This window comes from Synechococcus sp. W55.2, assembly GCF_047461635.1.
Classification (GTDB): domain Bacteria; phylum Cyanobacteriota; class Cyanobacteriia; order Thermostichales; family Thermostichaceae; genus Thermostichus.
The window spans coordinates 1-12841 of sequence record NZ_JANSHM010000023.1; the positions used below are offsets into that span (position 1 = coordinate 1).

A 12841-nucleotide genomic window follows, 5' to 3' on the forward strand; every position below is an offset into this window, starting at 1 on the left:
TGGTAGTAATCCGTACTGAACATATTATACATTATTTTCAGTATAGTTGAGCTTATTATTGACTAGAGTCATGCTCCCTAAGCAAGCTACTTAATCATACTCGTTATGACTTTGTTCTATCAAGACTGGCAGAGGGGATGGATTCTCAGGCCAGAGCATGGCAGGATAACACCATTCCTCACTGCTCTCTCCCTCAGTAGCCAACCCAGCCATGTGGCAACTCCTCAAAGCCTTATGGGGAAAGATCGCCGGCCAAGCCCCCCCTGCACCCCCCGCTGCCGCGCCACGACCACCCCTTGACAAGAGGCTGGTTCAGCAGCCCTCTCCCCGGAATGTCCCTGCTGCAGAGGCCGCCCGCAAAGAAGAAGCCCCTGAGCCCACACCAGAACATTCCGCCCCAAAAGTTGCAGCAGCCCAACGGGGTGAGGAACCTGTGGTGTGGATCCCTGCTCAGGAAAAATCCCCAGACTCCCAGGCAGTAGAATCCCCCATCGGCCCAGCTCAACCCACCTCTACCGCCAAAAGCATCAGCAGCTTCTGGGCCATGACCGACACTGGATCCCGGATTTCCTGCATTGCTGCCACCACCGACAGTGGCCGTGCGGTCAGCTCCATTGCGACTGCTAGGCTCCGCCAACCGGAATAGCGACCGGGATCCCTCTGGCTCCAGAAAAAAACTTCAGGGCAAGTCAGGAATAACTCCCATCCATTTCCACCCGCTACTGCAGGGATCCCCAGGGGGCATTAGGCCGATAATGGACAGGTAGCGTTGGGGGTTCCAAGCATGCTGGAGATGATCTTTAACGGGGCCAACTGGTTTGCTTTGCCCTTTTGGGCCTTGATGATTCTGCTGCCGGGTTGGAAGGTAACCCGCAAGGTGATGGAATCGCTTTTGCCCATCGCTATTTTGGCGGCGGTTTATTTGTATCTTTTGGTCACCGGGTTCAACGCGGATGTTCTCAAGGAATTTTCCGACCCTCAACTGTCTCTGACCAGCCTAACCGACCTATTCAGTCAACCCGCCGTTATGGCGACGGGATGGGTACACTACATCGTCATGGATTTGTTTGTGGGCCGCTGGATCTTCTTGGAAGGGTGGGATAAGCGAGTATGGACAACCCATTCTCTGATTTTGTGCTTGTTTGCTGGGCCTGTGGGTCTGCTCTCCCATTTGCTTACGGTGGCGATTGTACAAGCAACTCGCCAGAACCGGCCCAGTGTCGCTCAACCTGAAAAAGGCTCAGAAGTGCCGCAAGAATCCATCTAGCCCCTGCTTGGCTTTATAGCTCTTTCCGAGTTCATTGGGAATCTGCAGGTGAGCAGAATCCCTATCCCACAAGAGATGGATTTGTACTGCTGTGATGAGTGTCGTTGAAAAAAAGCTGTACTTATGGTTTTGCCCGTGGGATCTCAGATCCTGACCGTCTGAGCTAGAACGCCCTTCTCCTGATTTGCCAATGAAATCAAGGATCTTGATCTCAGCAGCCACTGGCCAAGAATCTGCCTTGCCCGAGTTGTTGAAACAGCAACACGCCTTGGTCTCGCGGTTTTGCCTGGTTATCGAGGGATCCCTGGCCCCCCACAGGCTGACGACAAGAACAGTTGCATCTAGGGAAGAATGGCAGGCTCAACTCTTCGAAGAAAGCACCCCAGCTTTCGGTCGGATGCACGGAGTGCAAAATGAGCAGCCTGGGATCATCCTCCACCTCAGCGTTGCTGCCACACGGCGATGGGGGAGCTGGGCTCTATCTGCTTGGCTTGCATCCCCGGAGCAGAATTCCGGACACACAACCGGCGAAAAGGCGGTAACCGAATTCTGGTATCCTGAAACCTTGACGTACTCCCCGCCCTACTGGCTTGCTTCCGCGCAGCGATGGGGGGGGCTTTAGGCTCAATCTTTGGCTAAACAGGAGTGCAAACCTCTGATGACTGCTACCTTTGTTCACGCACCCTTGGCGCAAACCGTTCTGCCTCGCCCTTCCCGAACTCGGGATCTCCTGCTGGTTCTGGGGGGAAGTTTGTTCGTAGCTGCCTTGGCTCAGGTGCGGATCCCTCTGCCCTTCACGCCGGTACCGATTACCGGGCAAACCTTTGGGGTGATGCTGGTGGGGGCAGGCTTTGGGGCACGGCTGGGCTTTCTCACGTTGCTGGTCTACCTGCTGGAAGGGATCCTGGGATTGCCCTTCTTCAGCGGTGGCAGATCCGGGCTTGGCCACTTGGCCGGGGCGACGGGGGGCTACCTGTTGGCTTTTCCCCTGGCTGCAGGGCTGATGGGTTGGTTGGTGGAGCGCTGGGGCGTGGATCGCAACCCCTGGAAGATGGCGCTGGCGATGTTGTCCTGCTCAGCTCTGATTTTTTTGCTAGGAGCCACTTGGCTGGGGGTGTGGCTGAACCAGAATGTTGAGCCCACCTCGATCTTGGCCGTCCTCAACAAAGGGGTCTTCCCTTTTATCCCAGGAGACTTGGTGAAGTGCGGACTGGCGGCAGTGCTGCTGCCCACCATCTGGCGCTGGGTGGGACGGGAAAGGCCACCGGCTGACTCGTAACCCACTGGGCAAGAGCAGCAACTCAAAGCTCACCCCAGCAAAACAGAAGGGGCTCGGGATTAGCCTCGGGCCGAAAAATCTAAAAAAAAGATAACAACTCCGAGGATTTGGCCTTTTTTCTGAGATTCTAAAAACTGTGCTCAATACGGTGTTCAATACGGCCTATTCATGGAGCTTTTCTTTATATTGCTCTAGAGTTTTATAAGTCGCTGACTGGTCGCGGCAGAGCCCCCTTGTGGGGCTTTTTATTTTCTATCTGCCGACCAAAAGAAGCTGATCTCAACCTTAAGCTATAATTATATCTTTCTGAATTCATGGGATCCCTATGGATTCCCTGGATAGACGGGATCCCTGCCATGCAACAGACGCGCCGGATCCCAGAAACATCCTGGTGGGTAGTCATTCAGCCCTTGACGGGCACCTTCTTTTCCAGCCACTGAGCCACTTGATCTGCCAGGTCAACTCCTTCCAACTGACAGAGTTCTCGCAGCATTGTTGGGCTGGTCACGTTCACTTCGGTTAGTCGTTCCCCGATAACATCAATCCCGACAAAATACAGCTTCTCCTGCCTGAGCACCGGTGCCAAAGCCCCGCAGAGAGCCCGTTCTTTTTCGGTAATCTTGGTTTTTTCCACTCGACCGCCGGCAGCAACATTGCCCCGAAAATCGCCCTCTCCAGGGATCCGATTGACGGCGCCCAAAGGTTCTCCTTCCAGCAACAAAATGCGTTTATCTCCTGCCGCCGCCTGTGGCAAATACTCTTGCACCATCACGGGCAGCCGACCAAATTGGGTGCTCATTTCAATCAACGAGTTGAGGTTTGGATCCCCGGCATTGACCCTCAGGATCCCTTCCCCACCTTTGCCACCCAAGGGCTTGAGCACCGCCTGTCCTTCCTGTTCAACAAACTGACGCAGCAGGCGTTTGTTGCTGCTGACGCGGGTACGCGGGATCCACTCTTGAAATTGCAGGGCATAGAGCTTTTCGTTGGCCGAGCGGATCCCGGCAGGATGATTGAGCACCAGTGTGCGGCTGGGAGAGAGACGATCCAAAAGGTAAGTGGCATAGAGATAGGCCGCATCTACCGGCGGATCCTTGCGCATCCACACCGCCTGCATTTGGCTCAGGGGCAGCAGTTTCTGGTCTTTGACCTCATACCAGGGATCCGCTTGCAGATCCAACCGGATTTCCTCAAGGGATCCCCAAGTTTCCCCTTGATCCCAGTAGAGATCCGCCAGGCCCAGGCAGAAAATGCGGTGTCCCCGTTTCTGCAGAGCTTCCATCAGGGCAATGCTGGTGTCATGGCCCACCTGCAACTGAGGCAACGGGTCAACAATGAAAGCTACCTGCATGGGAGGTGCGGTTCACTCACGAAAGGCTGCCCCGAGTATGCAACAAATCGGAGCCGATGGCTCTCCCCCGGTAGGCTGTTTCCACAAGAGAAGGCCCCCTCTGGAAAGCTCGATGCAGGGTTGTCTTTTTAACATCCTCTTAACCTCGGCAGGCGGCGCAAACGTTAGCTTGATAGGTGGGATCCCTGTTGGCCCCCAGTTTACGGCTGGGTTGGCCGGGTTTCTGGCCTAACTGTGAGGAATGCTCCATCCGTGAGTGCTCCCCCTTCTCAACCCTCGAATCCGGTTCGCATTGAAACCACGCGGGACTTGCTGGAAGCCTTGCGTGAGGGGCGCTCCCTGGTGGGTGCCAACCTGGAGAATGCCTACCTCTCGCGGGGCCTGTTCGACCGCATTCAGATGCCCAAATCCAATTTGACGCGGGCTAACCTGCGCTCGATCAGCCTGCAGCAAGCCGACCTACGTCTGTGCAACTTTCGCCGTGCTGAGCTAGAGCGGGCCAATTTTACCGCCTCAGATCTACGGGGATCCAGCTTTAGCCAGGCTCTGGGGGACTACAGCAACTTTACCGCCGCCAAACTGGACAAAAGCAGCTTTCAGGGGGGCCGTTTCAGCCATGCCATCTTTCGCGAAGCCAGCTTGGTGGCTGCCAACCTAGCGGAGGGGAACTTCTTTGCCGCCGACTTCCGCCAGGCTAACCTATCTCGCTGCAACCTCTCCCAGGCTGCCTTGGTGAGTTGCCAGCTTCAGTTTGCCAACCTAGAACAAGCCATTTTGGTGGGGGCCAACCTACAGGACGCTCAGATTGAAAACACGCTCTTCAGTGGAGCCGATTTTACCGATGCCAAGCTCTCCGATGAGACGCGCAAGCTCTTAATCGAGCGGGCCAGCGGCACCAACGAGCTTACCCAACGGGATACCCTCAACACTTTGCTGGCGGGTTTGCAGCCCAAGTCGCGTAAGCTTTTTGGCTTGCTGTGAGGTTGGAGCTGTCAGACACAACTGGGCTGAGGAGAAAGCTCAAAACCGGCTGAGGTCGATCCCAGCTTCCCGGGCCATGGCTCCTATACCCTTGGCCTTGAGAGTCTTCAAGGCTTTGGTGGAAAGGCGCAGACGAACAAACCGCTTACCCTCTTCCCACCAGATGCGCTTCCACTGCAAATTGACTTCCTGCAGGCGCTTGGTGCGCCGGTGGGAGTGGGAGATGGCAAAAGCGTTGTTGCGTTTCTTGTTGGTTAGTTGGCAGCGACGCGCCATGGGATCAAAGCAAACTCAGCCTAGCTATCGTAAGGCATCTTTTTGTTGGGCAGCAAGCTGAAGTTGACTTTGCAACTGGGCTAGCTCTGCCTTCAGTCGGTCAAAGGTTTGTTGGCAGTGGTTAACGCTTTTTAGGGGCAGCTCTTCATTTTTGGCAATGCAGGTCACCTGTACAGAGCCGTCGGCAGCCTGACGGGTGCGATCCACAAACACTTCCACCGTCACCAGTTTGGTGTGGGGATTTTTTCCGGGAGGCTCGCCGGCCACCCAATAATCAAGGCTGTTGTGGAGGATATTGAGTTGGCAGCGCTCCAAAACGGCGCGGATCGACTCGCTGAGCTGCTCGGCTGAGCCCACAAGCTGGGTAACGCAAGAGTATCGAGCCATAGAACAGGCAAGCCACCACGGTTATCCTACCATTAAGTTTTCGGCTCCTGCAGCCAAAGGCGAACCGGCAAAATTGCGCTCAAGAGTACTCTACACCGGCTCGGTTAGCCCTGCTGCGAGGAGGTGAATTACGTTAGAACATGAACAACTCCCAGGAGAGTTGCCATGTTTAGGGTCTCCTGTTTGGCTCATTCTCTTTTGCTACTGGGATCCCTGGGCCTGGGTTGGATAGGCGTGTCTTTTGCCCACGCGCAGCCCTTTCAGGCGGGCGACCTGGATGGGGATGGCCGTTTGACGGTGCAGGATCTCAACCTGTTGGGGGCCTACTTGCGGGGAGAACGGGGATTGACCGACGACCAGATCCGAGCTGCCGATGTCGACCAGGATGGACGGATCACAGAAGCCGACTGGCAAGTGTTGCAGCAGCGCATTCAGGCAGCAACGGATGTGCCCACAGGACAGGTGCAGTTGGATTCCGCCTATTCGGGACAGGTGGTGGATCGGCTGACAGGGCAGCCCTTGGCCGGGGCGGAGGTGGCCATTCCGGGGGCGGGTATTTCGGTGCGCACCGATGCCCAGGGTCGGTTTCGCCTGCCAGGGCCGCTGCCGGCAGAAGAAATTTTGGTGGCGCGGCTGGAAAATTACTTGCCCTATTCCCAAAGTACAGGCAACGGTCAAGCCAGCGGGGATCGGCCTTGGCAACTGCAGTTGGAGCGCTGGGATCCCAACACAACTTTGGTACTGGAGGCGAATGTCATCCGCCTGGGGGATAACCAGTACTCACCGGAATCGGCTGCCGCCGGGCAATTTCTGGGCCCTGCCCAAGGGGTGGAGATGACCCGCTCTTTCACTTTGCAACGCCTGCCTTCGCGCCCACCGGTTTTGCGGATTGGATCCCTGATTGGGTTGGATACAGCTGCCGCCTATCGGGCCGGTCAATCCCGGATCCCCAGTGCCAACATGTCTCCCATGCAGGTCATCCTGAACGGAGTGGAAGTCGAACAGATTCACCTGGGGGGAGATAACCTACAGATTCCCCTGCCGCTGCAACCTCTGCGCCTGGGCCTGAACACTGTTACCCTGCGCACTGGCAAAACCCTGATTCAGCCCCCCATGGTCACCCGTGGTCCCCAAGTGCCGATCAGCATTCCCCTTTTCGGGGGATCCCTGCACATCTCGGTGCCGCTGGGAGGTGATACAGTCATCCGGCACGGCGGAGCCTGGGTGGATCATGACGATGTGCAGTTGGCTAACGTAACCATCGAGATCCCCAACTGACCCTGCTCCGTTCAATGGTTTTACGGCCCATACCGTCAGCCAATAGCTTGGACGTTGAATCCAGGTTGAGCGGGCCACGGGGCCTGTCGGTCAAGAGGAACAAGTTTGAGCCTGCTTTCGATAACTGACTCGATATCTGATCCGTTTGCTCAACAAGGGAAATACGTTTGCCCAACGATTGGAAGCTCCCCCTTCCAACAGCCGGCATACTGCAGTTGCTGAATGGCTCCTCTTCGATGCCTCTGGGAGTTCTGGGCATCTCGATCTTCGAGAGGGATCCCTGAGGTGGCCCATGTGAGTGAGGTGAAATCCTGGCAACCGAGCAGATCGATAACCCAAACTGAGGAGAGCTGACTATGAGTATGAGTATGAATAGGGCTTCTGCCTTCCCCTTAACCTGGCTGTGGACGGGATCCCTGGCCCTGGGGGTGACGGCCCTGGTGACCCGCCAAGTGATCTGGGGGCTCTTACCTTTGGCAGCAGCCTACCCTGCCATCCGCCGCCGCGAAGAACAGCTTGGCCAAGTTCTGGAACAGACCTGGACACAGCAGCAACAGACAGCAACCCAACTGGAGACCCTGCAAGCGCGTTTCGAGGTGCTGGACGCTCGGCTCACTGCTGAACCGTCCCTTCTGCAGCAGACCTTGGCTTCCCCGGCTGAAGCCATTCAAGAGCTCGAGCAGAAAGTAAAGGTTTTGGAGCCCATCTGGGTACAGCAGCAGCAGACGGCGGCCCAACTGGAAACATTACAAGGGCGGATCGACGCCCTCGAAGCTCGGCCCACGTCTCATCTGTCCGTGCGGCAACAGCTGGCCCCCATCACCCAGGCCATCCAGCAAATCCAGCAGCGGTTAAAAGCCGTGGAGCTGCGGTTGAATGCTCTGCCGGTATCCCAGCCCCAAGTGACTTTGGAGCAACTGGAGTTGGTGCAGGCGCAACTCCAACACCTGCAGCAGCTGGTGGCATCCCAGCCGAACCCTGCTTTTCCCCGCAAAGCCCTGGGGGTGTTCATCGACGCGGCCAATCTCCACGCCAGCGCCCAGCAGTGGGGATCCCATCTCGACTATCCCAGTCTGCTCAGCTGGCTGGCCCAGGGCAGATCCGAGATGGAAGTGCATATTTACACTGGGGTAGATCACCACAACCAAGCTCAGCATCGCTTTCTGCAGGAGTTGAGAAGGCAGGGCTATCGGGTGGTCACCAAGCCGGTGGTGATCCACGCCGACGGCAGCCGCAAAGCCAACCTGGATGGGGAGCTGATTGTGGATATGATGGCGATGTGCTCCCGCTACGAGACGGTGCTGCTGCTGAGCGGGGATGGAGATTTTGTGCCGGCCCTCAAGTACATCCGCCGCCAAGGCTGCCGGCTGGAGGTAGCCGCCTACAGGCCGAATACAAACTCGGAGCTAATTCGGATAGCCGATCGGTTCGTCGATTTGTGCGCTTGGTAGGGGACAGGAACGCTGGTGCCGCTACCTGCAAAACAGACTCCGGCCACCGGCTGAACCTTGCCATCTCAGCACAGTTACATCGATCCCTGACTCCCCTCTCCCAAGGCAGGGAGAGGGGCTGGGGGTGAGGGTAGGCGGCACAGCGTCTTAACCTTGTTTAAAGTGATCAGAAGTGCTCATCTTCTCTAACCATTTTCTGATTTGCAGTCTCAACGCCTGAGACTCGCTTGGATCAACCTTGCCCCAGCAGTCAACTTAACCCCAATTGGAGAGTCCAGATGTCAACGCAACTCACACAGCGGTTTGTGCAGGCAATGCACTATGCCCATCGCTGGCATGCTTCTCAAACCCGCAAGGGAACCGGGATCCCTTACCTCAGCCATCTGTTGGCCGTAGCAGCCATCGCCCTGGAGCATGGGGCGGATGAAGATGAAGCGATTGCCGCTCTGCTCCACGACAGCCTAGAGGACGGCCCCCACAACACAGGCGAGCCCCGGGCCCAGATTGAGCAACAGATCCGGGAGCACTTTGGAGAACGGGTGCTGCAGATCATCCTGGGATGTACGGATACCGAAAGCGATGGCTCCCGAGGCGAGCCCAAAGAAAACTGGAAAGAGCGCAAAACCGCCTACCTGAAGCACCTGGAAACGGCAAATGCCTCGGTTTTGTTGGTGGCCGCCTCTGACAAGCTGCACAACGCCCGCTGCATCTTGCGGGATTTTCGCCAACTGGGGGATAAACTCTGGCAGCGGTTTTCCGCCGGAAAAGAGGGATCCCTGTGGTATTACCGATCGTTGGCAGAGATTCTGAGGCGACGGCTGCCCGGCAATCTATCGGCGGAGCTTCAAGAGCTGGTGGCTGAGTTGCAATGCCAAGCTGGAGCGGTAATGCCTTGACAGAGACAAGCAGGGCTGAAGAAAATGCTGAGGGCAGCCCTATTCATCACACTTTTTGGGTCACGCACCTATGGTTCTCGCTGTTGGCACCCCTGCTCCTGGGTTCAACACCACTGACACCCAAGGCAACCAGGTTTCGCTGGCTGATTTTGCCGGCAAAACCGTTGTCCTCTATTTTTACCCCAAAGACGACACCCCCGGCTGTACCAAAGAAGCCTGTGGATTCCGCGACGCCTACGCCGACTACCAAAGCAAGGACGTGGTGGTGCTGGGGGTGAGCATGGACGACCAAGCTTCTCACCAAAAGTTCACCGAAAAGTACAACTTGCCTTTCCCCCTACTGGTGGATAGCAGTGGGGTGATTACCCGCGCCTACGATGTGGATGGGGGCGGCTATGCCAAGCGAGTGACCTACGTCATCGATGGCGAGGGCAAAATTGCCAAGGTCTACCAGAACATCAATACCGAAACCCATGCCCGCGATATTTTGGCGGATTTGGGTTTGTAGAAACGCTGCCTCTTTTCAGTACTCCTCGCTAGATCCCGGCCTTTGCGCATGAACGACGACATTCCGGTCGCCCGTCGCCAGTCCACTCCGGCGAAAAAAGCGCAAAGTTCGGTGCCTGCCCTGAGGTCCCGTCTAGTCTTGGGCCTGGTGATGGTTGGGCTAGTGCTCCTGGCGGGTTGGGGGATAGAGAAGTTACCGGGATCCCAGCAGGCGGCGGATCCCCAAGTTCCGGAAGAAGCCGCTCAGCCCCCTCTGCCGCATCCAACTGTGCAGAATGGGCGAGTTTCCTTGCTGGGGCACTATGCCTATTCCGAAGCTCCCGCAGATAGCTTGCGGGTGGTGGGCCACTACCGCGGTCGCGAGGTGCGCCTACGCCAGGCGGCTGCTGAAAGTTACCTACGCATGAGCGAAGCAGCTCGAGCTGCCGGTATCCGCCTTGTCCCCATTTCGGGGTTTCGCTCCATTGCCGATCAAGAGTTCTTGTTTTTTCAATTGGCTCAATCCCGAGCCTTGCGACCCGAAGAACGGGCTGCTGTCAGCGCTCCCCCTGGCTACAGCGAGCACCACACCGGCTACGCCATCGACATTGGGGATGCCGAGTTCCCCCAGTGGGATACCCAAGAAGCCTTTGAGACCACTCCTGCCTTCAAGTGGCTGCAGAGGAACGCAGCCCGCTTCGGCTTTGAGCTGTCTTTCCCCAGAAACAACCCTCAGGGGGTAAGCTACGAACCCTGGCACTGGCGCTTTGTGGGGGATCGCCACAGCCTAGAGACCTTTTACAAGCGCTAGCCAACTCCCTTCTTCTGAGGGGAGGGGGGCTGGGGGTGAGGGCCCAAAGAGCGGATGACGCGATTCGAACGCGCGACCGTCTCGTTGGCAACGAGAAGCTCTACCACTGAGCTACATCCGCGTCGGGGAATTTATGATGGCAAGTTTTGCGGTGGTTTGTCAAGTCAGGGATCCCTGGCGCATTTTGTTCCAGAATGAGAGAAGTTCATCTTTCTTTGCAGTTGCGCAAAGTCTGGGCGGGATCCCTGGCAGCGCCTGTTTGAGGGTATTGCTATGCGGGTAGCCATTATTGGGGCCGGATTGGCCGGGTTGGTGACGGCGGTCGATTTGGTTGAAGCAGGACACGAGGTGCAGCTCTACGAGGCGCGGCCTTTTGTCGGCGGCAAGGTGGGATCCTGGCAGGATGCCGATGGCAACCACATCGAGATGGGGCTGCACGTTTTTTTCTGCAACTACAGCAATTTGTTTGCCCTGATGAAAAAGGTGGGGGCCTACGAGAACCTGCTGCCCAAGCAACACACCCACACCTTTGTCAACCGAGGTGGGCAAACGGCCAGTCTGGATTTTCGCTTTCCCCTGGGGGCGCCTTTCAACGGCCTCAAAGCTTTTTTCACCACCGAGCAGCTCTCTTGGGCGGACAAGCTGCGCAACGCCTTGGCGCTGGGCACCAGCCCTTTGATTCGCGGCTTGCTGGACTATGAAGGGGCAATGCGGCAAATTCGCGCCTTGGATCGGATGAGCTTTGCCGAGTGGTTCCGCCAGCATGGGGGATCCGAGGGTAGCCTGAAGCGGATGTGGAACCCGATTGCCTATGCCTTGGGCTTTATCGATACAGAGCAGATTTCTGCCCGCTGCATGCTGACGATCTTTCAGATGTTTGCCAGCAAAACAGAGGCCTCCAAGCTCAATTTCCTCAAGGGATCCCCGGACACCTATCTCACTCAGCCTATCGTCCGCTACATCCAAGCCCGTGGGGGCCAGATCCACACCCGCAGAGGGGTCAGCCGCATTGAAGTGAACGACTCTCCTCCCTACGTGGTGACCGGCTTGCTCTTGGCCAATGGAGAGCGGGTGGAGGCAGATGTGTATGTGTGTGCAACGGCAGTGGAAGGGGCCAAACGGCTGATCCCGGAAGTATGGCGGCAGTGGCCTCAGTTCGACAACCTCTACAAGCTGGAATCCGTACCGGTGGCCACGGTGCAATTGCGCTTCGATGGCTGGGTGACGGAGCTGAACCCCCAAGGCCAGGCCAAACGAGCTGGCGAACACCCAGAGGCTCTGGGTATCGACAATCTCCTCTACACCGCCGATGCCGATTTTTCCTGCTTTGCCGATCTGGCCCTCACCAGCCCCGCCGACTACTACAAGCCGGGCCAGGGATCCCTGCTACAATGCGTGCTCACGCCGGGGGATCCCTTCATTTCCATGCCCAACGAGCAAATTGCCCAGCACGTGTTGCACCAAGTCCACGAGCTGTTTCCCTCATCCCGGCAACTGAACATGACCTGGTACAGCGTGGTGAAACTGGCCCACTCCCTCTATCGAGAAGCACCGGGCATGGATCCCTACCGCCCACAGCAAAAGACCCCAGTACCCAACTTCTTTTTTGCCGGCAGCTACACCGCCCAAGACTACATCGACAGCATGGAAGGGGCCACCCTCTCCGGCCACCTGGCTGCTCAGGCCATTCTGGCTGCCCACAGGGATCCCCAATAGGAGGACTTTCACCTGATGGCACTTGACCCCTTTGACATACTCCCCGTCATAAAGGGCGAGGATTCCGGTTCCTGGTTCTGCTACGGCACTTCCTCTGTCGGGTTGCCCTCCCATTCGCGCCAGCGGGACGGAGCCCTTGAAGCCTGCACTCTCTCGCTTTAGCGGCGCGGAGCACTTTGCGTCAGCATGAGTGCGGGAGTATGTCACAGTGGGTACCAGAAGTCTTGGCCCAAAGCCGAGAGTTGGGTAGAAGTCCAGCCCTTCGCGCCCCTCGCCAAAAAATACGCTCCATCCTATGGGATCAATACGAGCCACAGGCCCCATACCCTGAGAGTTTTGCCCAGGAAGGATGATGATCGCCCTCAACCTGCAGCCGGCTGTGAATTTAACCGATGAAGTTTTCGAGCAGCTCTGCCGGCGGAATCCTGAGCTGCGCCTGGAACGCACCGCCCAAGGAGAACTGATCGCCATGGCTCCTGCAGGCAGCGAAAGCAGTCGTCAAAACTTGAGCCTTAGCGCCCAGCTCTGGCAGTGGAACCGGCAAACTCAGCTTGGTGTGGCCTTTGACTCTTCCGCCGGTTTTGCCTTGCCCAATGGGGCCATTCGCTCTCCCGATGCCGCTTGGATGCCCAAAGAGCGCTGGCAGCAGCTCACCCCAGAGC

General features: G+C 57.2%; 13 protein-coding genes and 1 tRNA gene. 10 read left to right on the forward strand and 4 right to left on the reverse strand.

What is annotated here, in order from left to right:
- Positions 1–784 precede the first annotated feature (784 nt).
- Together NW828_RS06450 and NW828_RS06455 are read left to right on the forward strand one after the other, a co-directional pair.
- Positions 785–1267 (forward strand): ABA4-like family protein, encoded by a 483-nt coding sequence (locus NW828_RS06450; protein WP_414382604.1) that lies wholly within the window; start codon positions 785–787, stop codon positions 1265–1267.
- Positions 1268–1925: 658 nt separating this feature from the next.
- Positions 1926–2546, forward strand: coding sequence for a biotin transporter BioY (locus NW828_RS06455; RefSeq protein ID WP_414382606.1), 621 nt, complete (start codon positions 1926–1928; stop codon positions 2544–2546).
- Positions 2547–2949: 403 nt separating this feature from the next.
- On the opposite strand, the gene gshB is transcribed toward NW828_RS06455, so the two are convergent.
- A complete protein-coding gene (gshB, locus tag NW828_RS06460; RefSeq protein WP_414382609.1) occupies positions 2950–3897 on the reverse strand; it encodes a glutathione synthase in 948 nt (315 codons plus the stop codon).
- A gap of 252 nt (positions 3898–4149) precedes the next feature.
- On the opposite strand from gshB, the gene NW828_RS06465 reads away from it, so the two are divergent.
- Positions 4150–4878, forward strand: a complete 729-nt coding sequence (locus tag NW828_RS06465) for a pentapeptide repeat-containing protein (RefSeq protein ID WP_414382611.1) — start codon at positions 4150–4152, stop codon at positions 4876–4878.
- Positions 4879–4917: 39 nt separating this feature from the next.
- On the opposite strand, the gene rpmB is transcribed toward NW828_RS06465, so the two are convergent.
- Both rpmB and NW828_RS06475 read right to left on the reverse strand, forming a co-directional pair.
- Positions 4918–5154, reverse strand: coding sequence for a 50S ribosomal protein L28 (gene rpmB, locus NW828_RS06470; RefSeq protein ID WP_414373986.1), 237 nt, complete (start codon positions 5152–5154; stop codon positions 4918–4920).
- Positions 5155–5178: 24 nt separating this feature from the next.
- Positions 5179–5541: a hypothetical protein gene (locus NW828_RS06475; RefSeq protein WP_414344659.1), complete on the reverse strand. Its 363-nt coding sequence runs from the start codon at positions 5539–5541 to the stop codon at positions 5179–5181.
- Between the two features lie 165 nt (positions 5542–5706).
- Between NW828_RS06475 and NW828_RS06480 the strand changes: the two genes are divergently transcribed.
- The 5 genes from NW828_RS06480 (at position 5707) to NW828_RS06500 (ending at position 10463) form a co-directional block, all read left to right on the forward strand.
- A complete protein-coding gene (locus NW828_RS06480) occupies positions 5707–6819 on the forward strand; it encodes a dockerin type I domain-containing protein (RefSeq protein ID WP_414382614.1) in 1113 nt (370 codons plus the stop codon).
- Between the two features lie 368 nt (positions 6820–7187).
- A complete protein-coding gene (locus tag NW828_RS06485) occupies positions 7188–8270 on the forward strand; it encodes an NYN domain-containing protein (protein WP_414382616.1) in 1083 nt (360 codons plus the stop codon).
- Between the two features lie 278 nt (positions 8271–8548).
- The gene (locus NW828_RS06490; RefSeq protein WP_414329611.1) at positions 8549–9166 is read left to right on the forward strand and encodes an HD domain-containing protein; all 618 of its coding nucleotides are present in this window, start codon (positions 8549–8551) and stop codon (positions 9164–9166) included.
- A 70-nt stretch (positions 9167–9236) separates the two neighbouring features.
- Positions 9237–9674 (forward strand): peroxiredoxin, encoded by a 438-nt coding sequence (locus NW828_RS06495; RefSeq protein WP_011432689.1) that lies wholly within the window; start codon positions 9237–9239, stop codon positions 9672–9674.
- A gap of 48 nt (positions 9675–9722) precedes the next feature.
- Positions 9723–10463 carry a D-alanyl-D-alanine carboxypeptidase family protein gene (locus NW828_RS06500; protein WP_414382618.1) on the forward strand — a complete coding sequence of 247 codons (741 nt, stop codon included), beginning with the start codon at positions 9723–9725 and terminating at the stop codon, positions 10461–10463.
- Between the two features lie 49 nt (positions 10464–10512).
- Here NW828_RS06500 and NW828_RS06505 read toward each other — a convergent pair.
- Positions 10513–10584 (reverse strand) — tRNA-Gly (locus NW828_RS06505).
- A gap of 152 nt (positions 10585–10736) precedes the next feature.
- On the opposite strand from NW828_RS06505, the gene zds reads away from it, so the two are divergent.
- Together zds and NW828_RS06515 are read left to right on the forward strand one after the other, a co-directional pair.
- Complete coding sequence (gene zds, locus NW828_RS06510; RefSeq protein ID WP_414382620.1) at positions 10737–12179, forward strand: 9,9'-di-cis-zeta-carotene desaturase; 1443 nt, start codon at positions 10737–10739, stop codon at positions 12177–12179.
- A 352-nt stretch (positions 12180–12531) separates the two neighbouring features.
- A partial coding sequence (locus NW828_RS06515) for a Uma2 family endonuclease (RefSeq protein ID WP_414382623.1) occupies positions 12532–12841 on the forward strand: 310 nt, incomplete at its 3' end.

Bases quoted from the DNA above. Each gene is read 5' to 3' on its own strand.
- NW828_RS06450 (WP_414382604.1), top strand. From the start codon at position 785: ATGCTGGAGATGATCTTTAACGGGGCCAACTGGTTTGCTTTGCCCTTT.
- NW828_RS06455 (WP_414382606.1), top strand. From the start codon at position 1,926: ATGACTGCTACCTTTGTTCACGCACCCTTGGCGCAAACCGTTCTGCCT.
- gshB (WP_414382609.1), bottom strand. From the start codon at position 3,897: ATGCAGGTAGCTTTCATTGTTGACCCGTTGCCTCAGTTGCAGGTGGGC.
- rpmB (WP_414373986.1), bottom strand. From the start codon at position 5,154: ATGGCGCGTCGCTGCCAACTAACCAACAAGAAACGCAACAACGCTTTT.
- NW828_RS06475 (WP_414344659.1), bottom strand. From the start codon at position 5,541: ATGGCTCGATACTCTTGCGTTACCCAGCTTGTGGGCTCAGCCGAGCAG.
- NW828_RS06480 (WP_414382614.1), top strand. From the start codon at position 5,707: ATGTTTAGGGTCTCCTGTTTGGCTCATTCTCTTTTGCTACTGGGATCC.
- NW828_RS06485 (WP_414382616.1), top strand. From the start codon at position 7,188: ATGAATAGGGCTTCTGCCTTCCCCTTAACCTGGCTGTGGACGGGATCC.
- NW828_RS06490 (WP_414329611.1), top strand. From the start codon at position 8,549: ATGTCAACGCAACTCACACAGCGGTTTGTGCAGGCAATGCACTATGCC.
- NW828_RS06495 (WP_011432689.1), top strand. From the start codon at position 9,237: ATGGTTCTCGCTGTTGGCACCCCTGCTCCTGGGTTCAACACCACTGAC.
- NW828_RS06500 (WP_414382618.1), top strand. From the start codon at position 9,723: ATGAACGACGACATTCCGGTCGCCCGTCGCCAGTCCACTCCGGCGAAA.
- zds (WP_414382620.1), top strand. From the start codon at position 10,737: ATGCGGGTAGCCATTATTGGGGCCGGATTGGCCGGGTTGGTGACGGCG.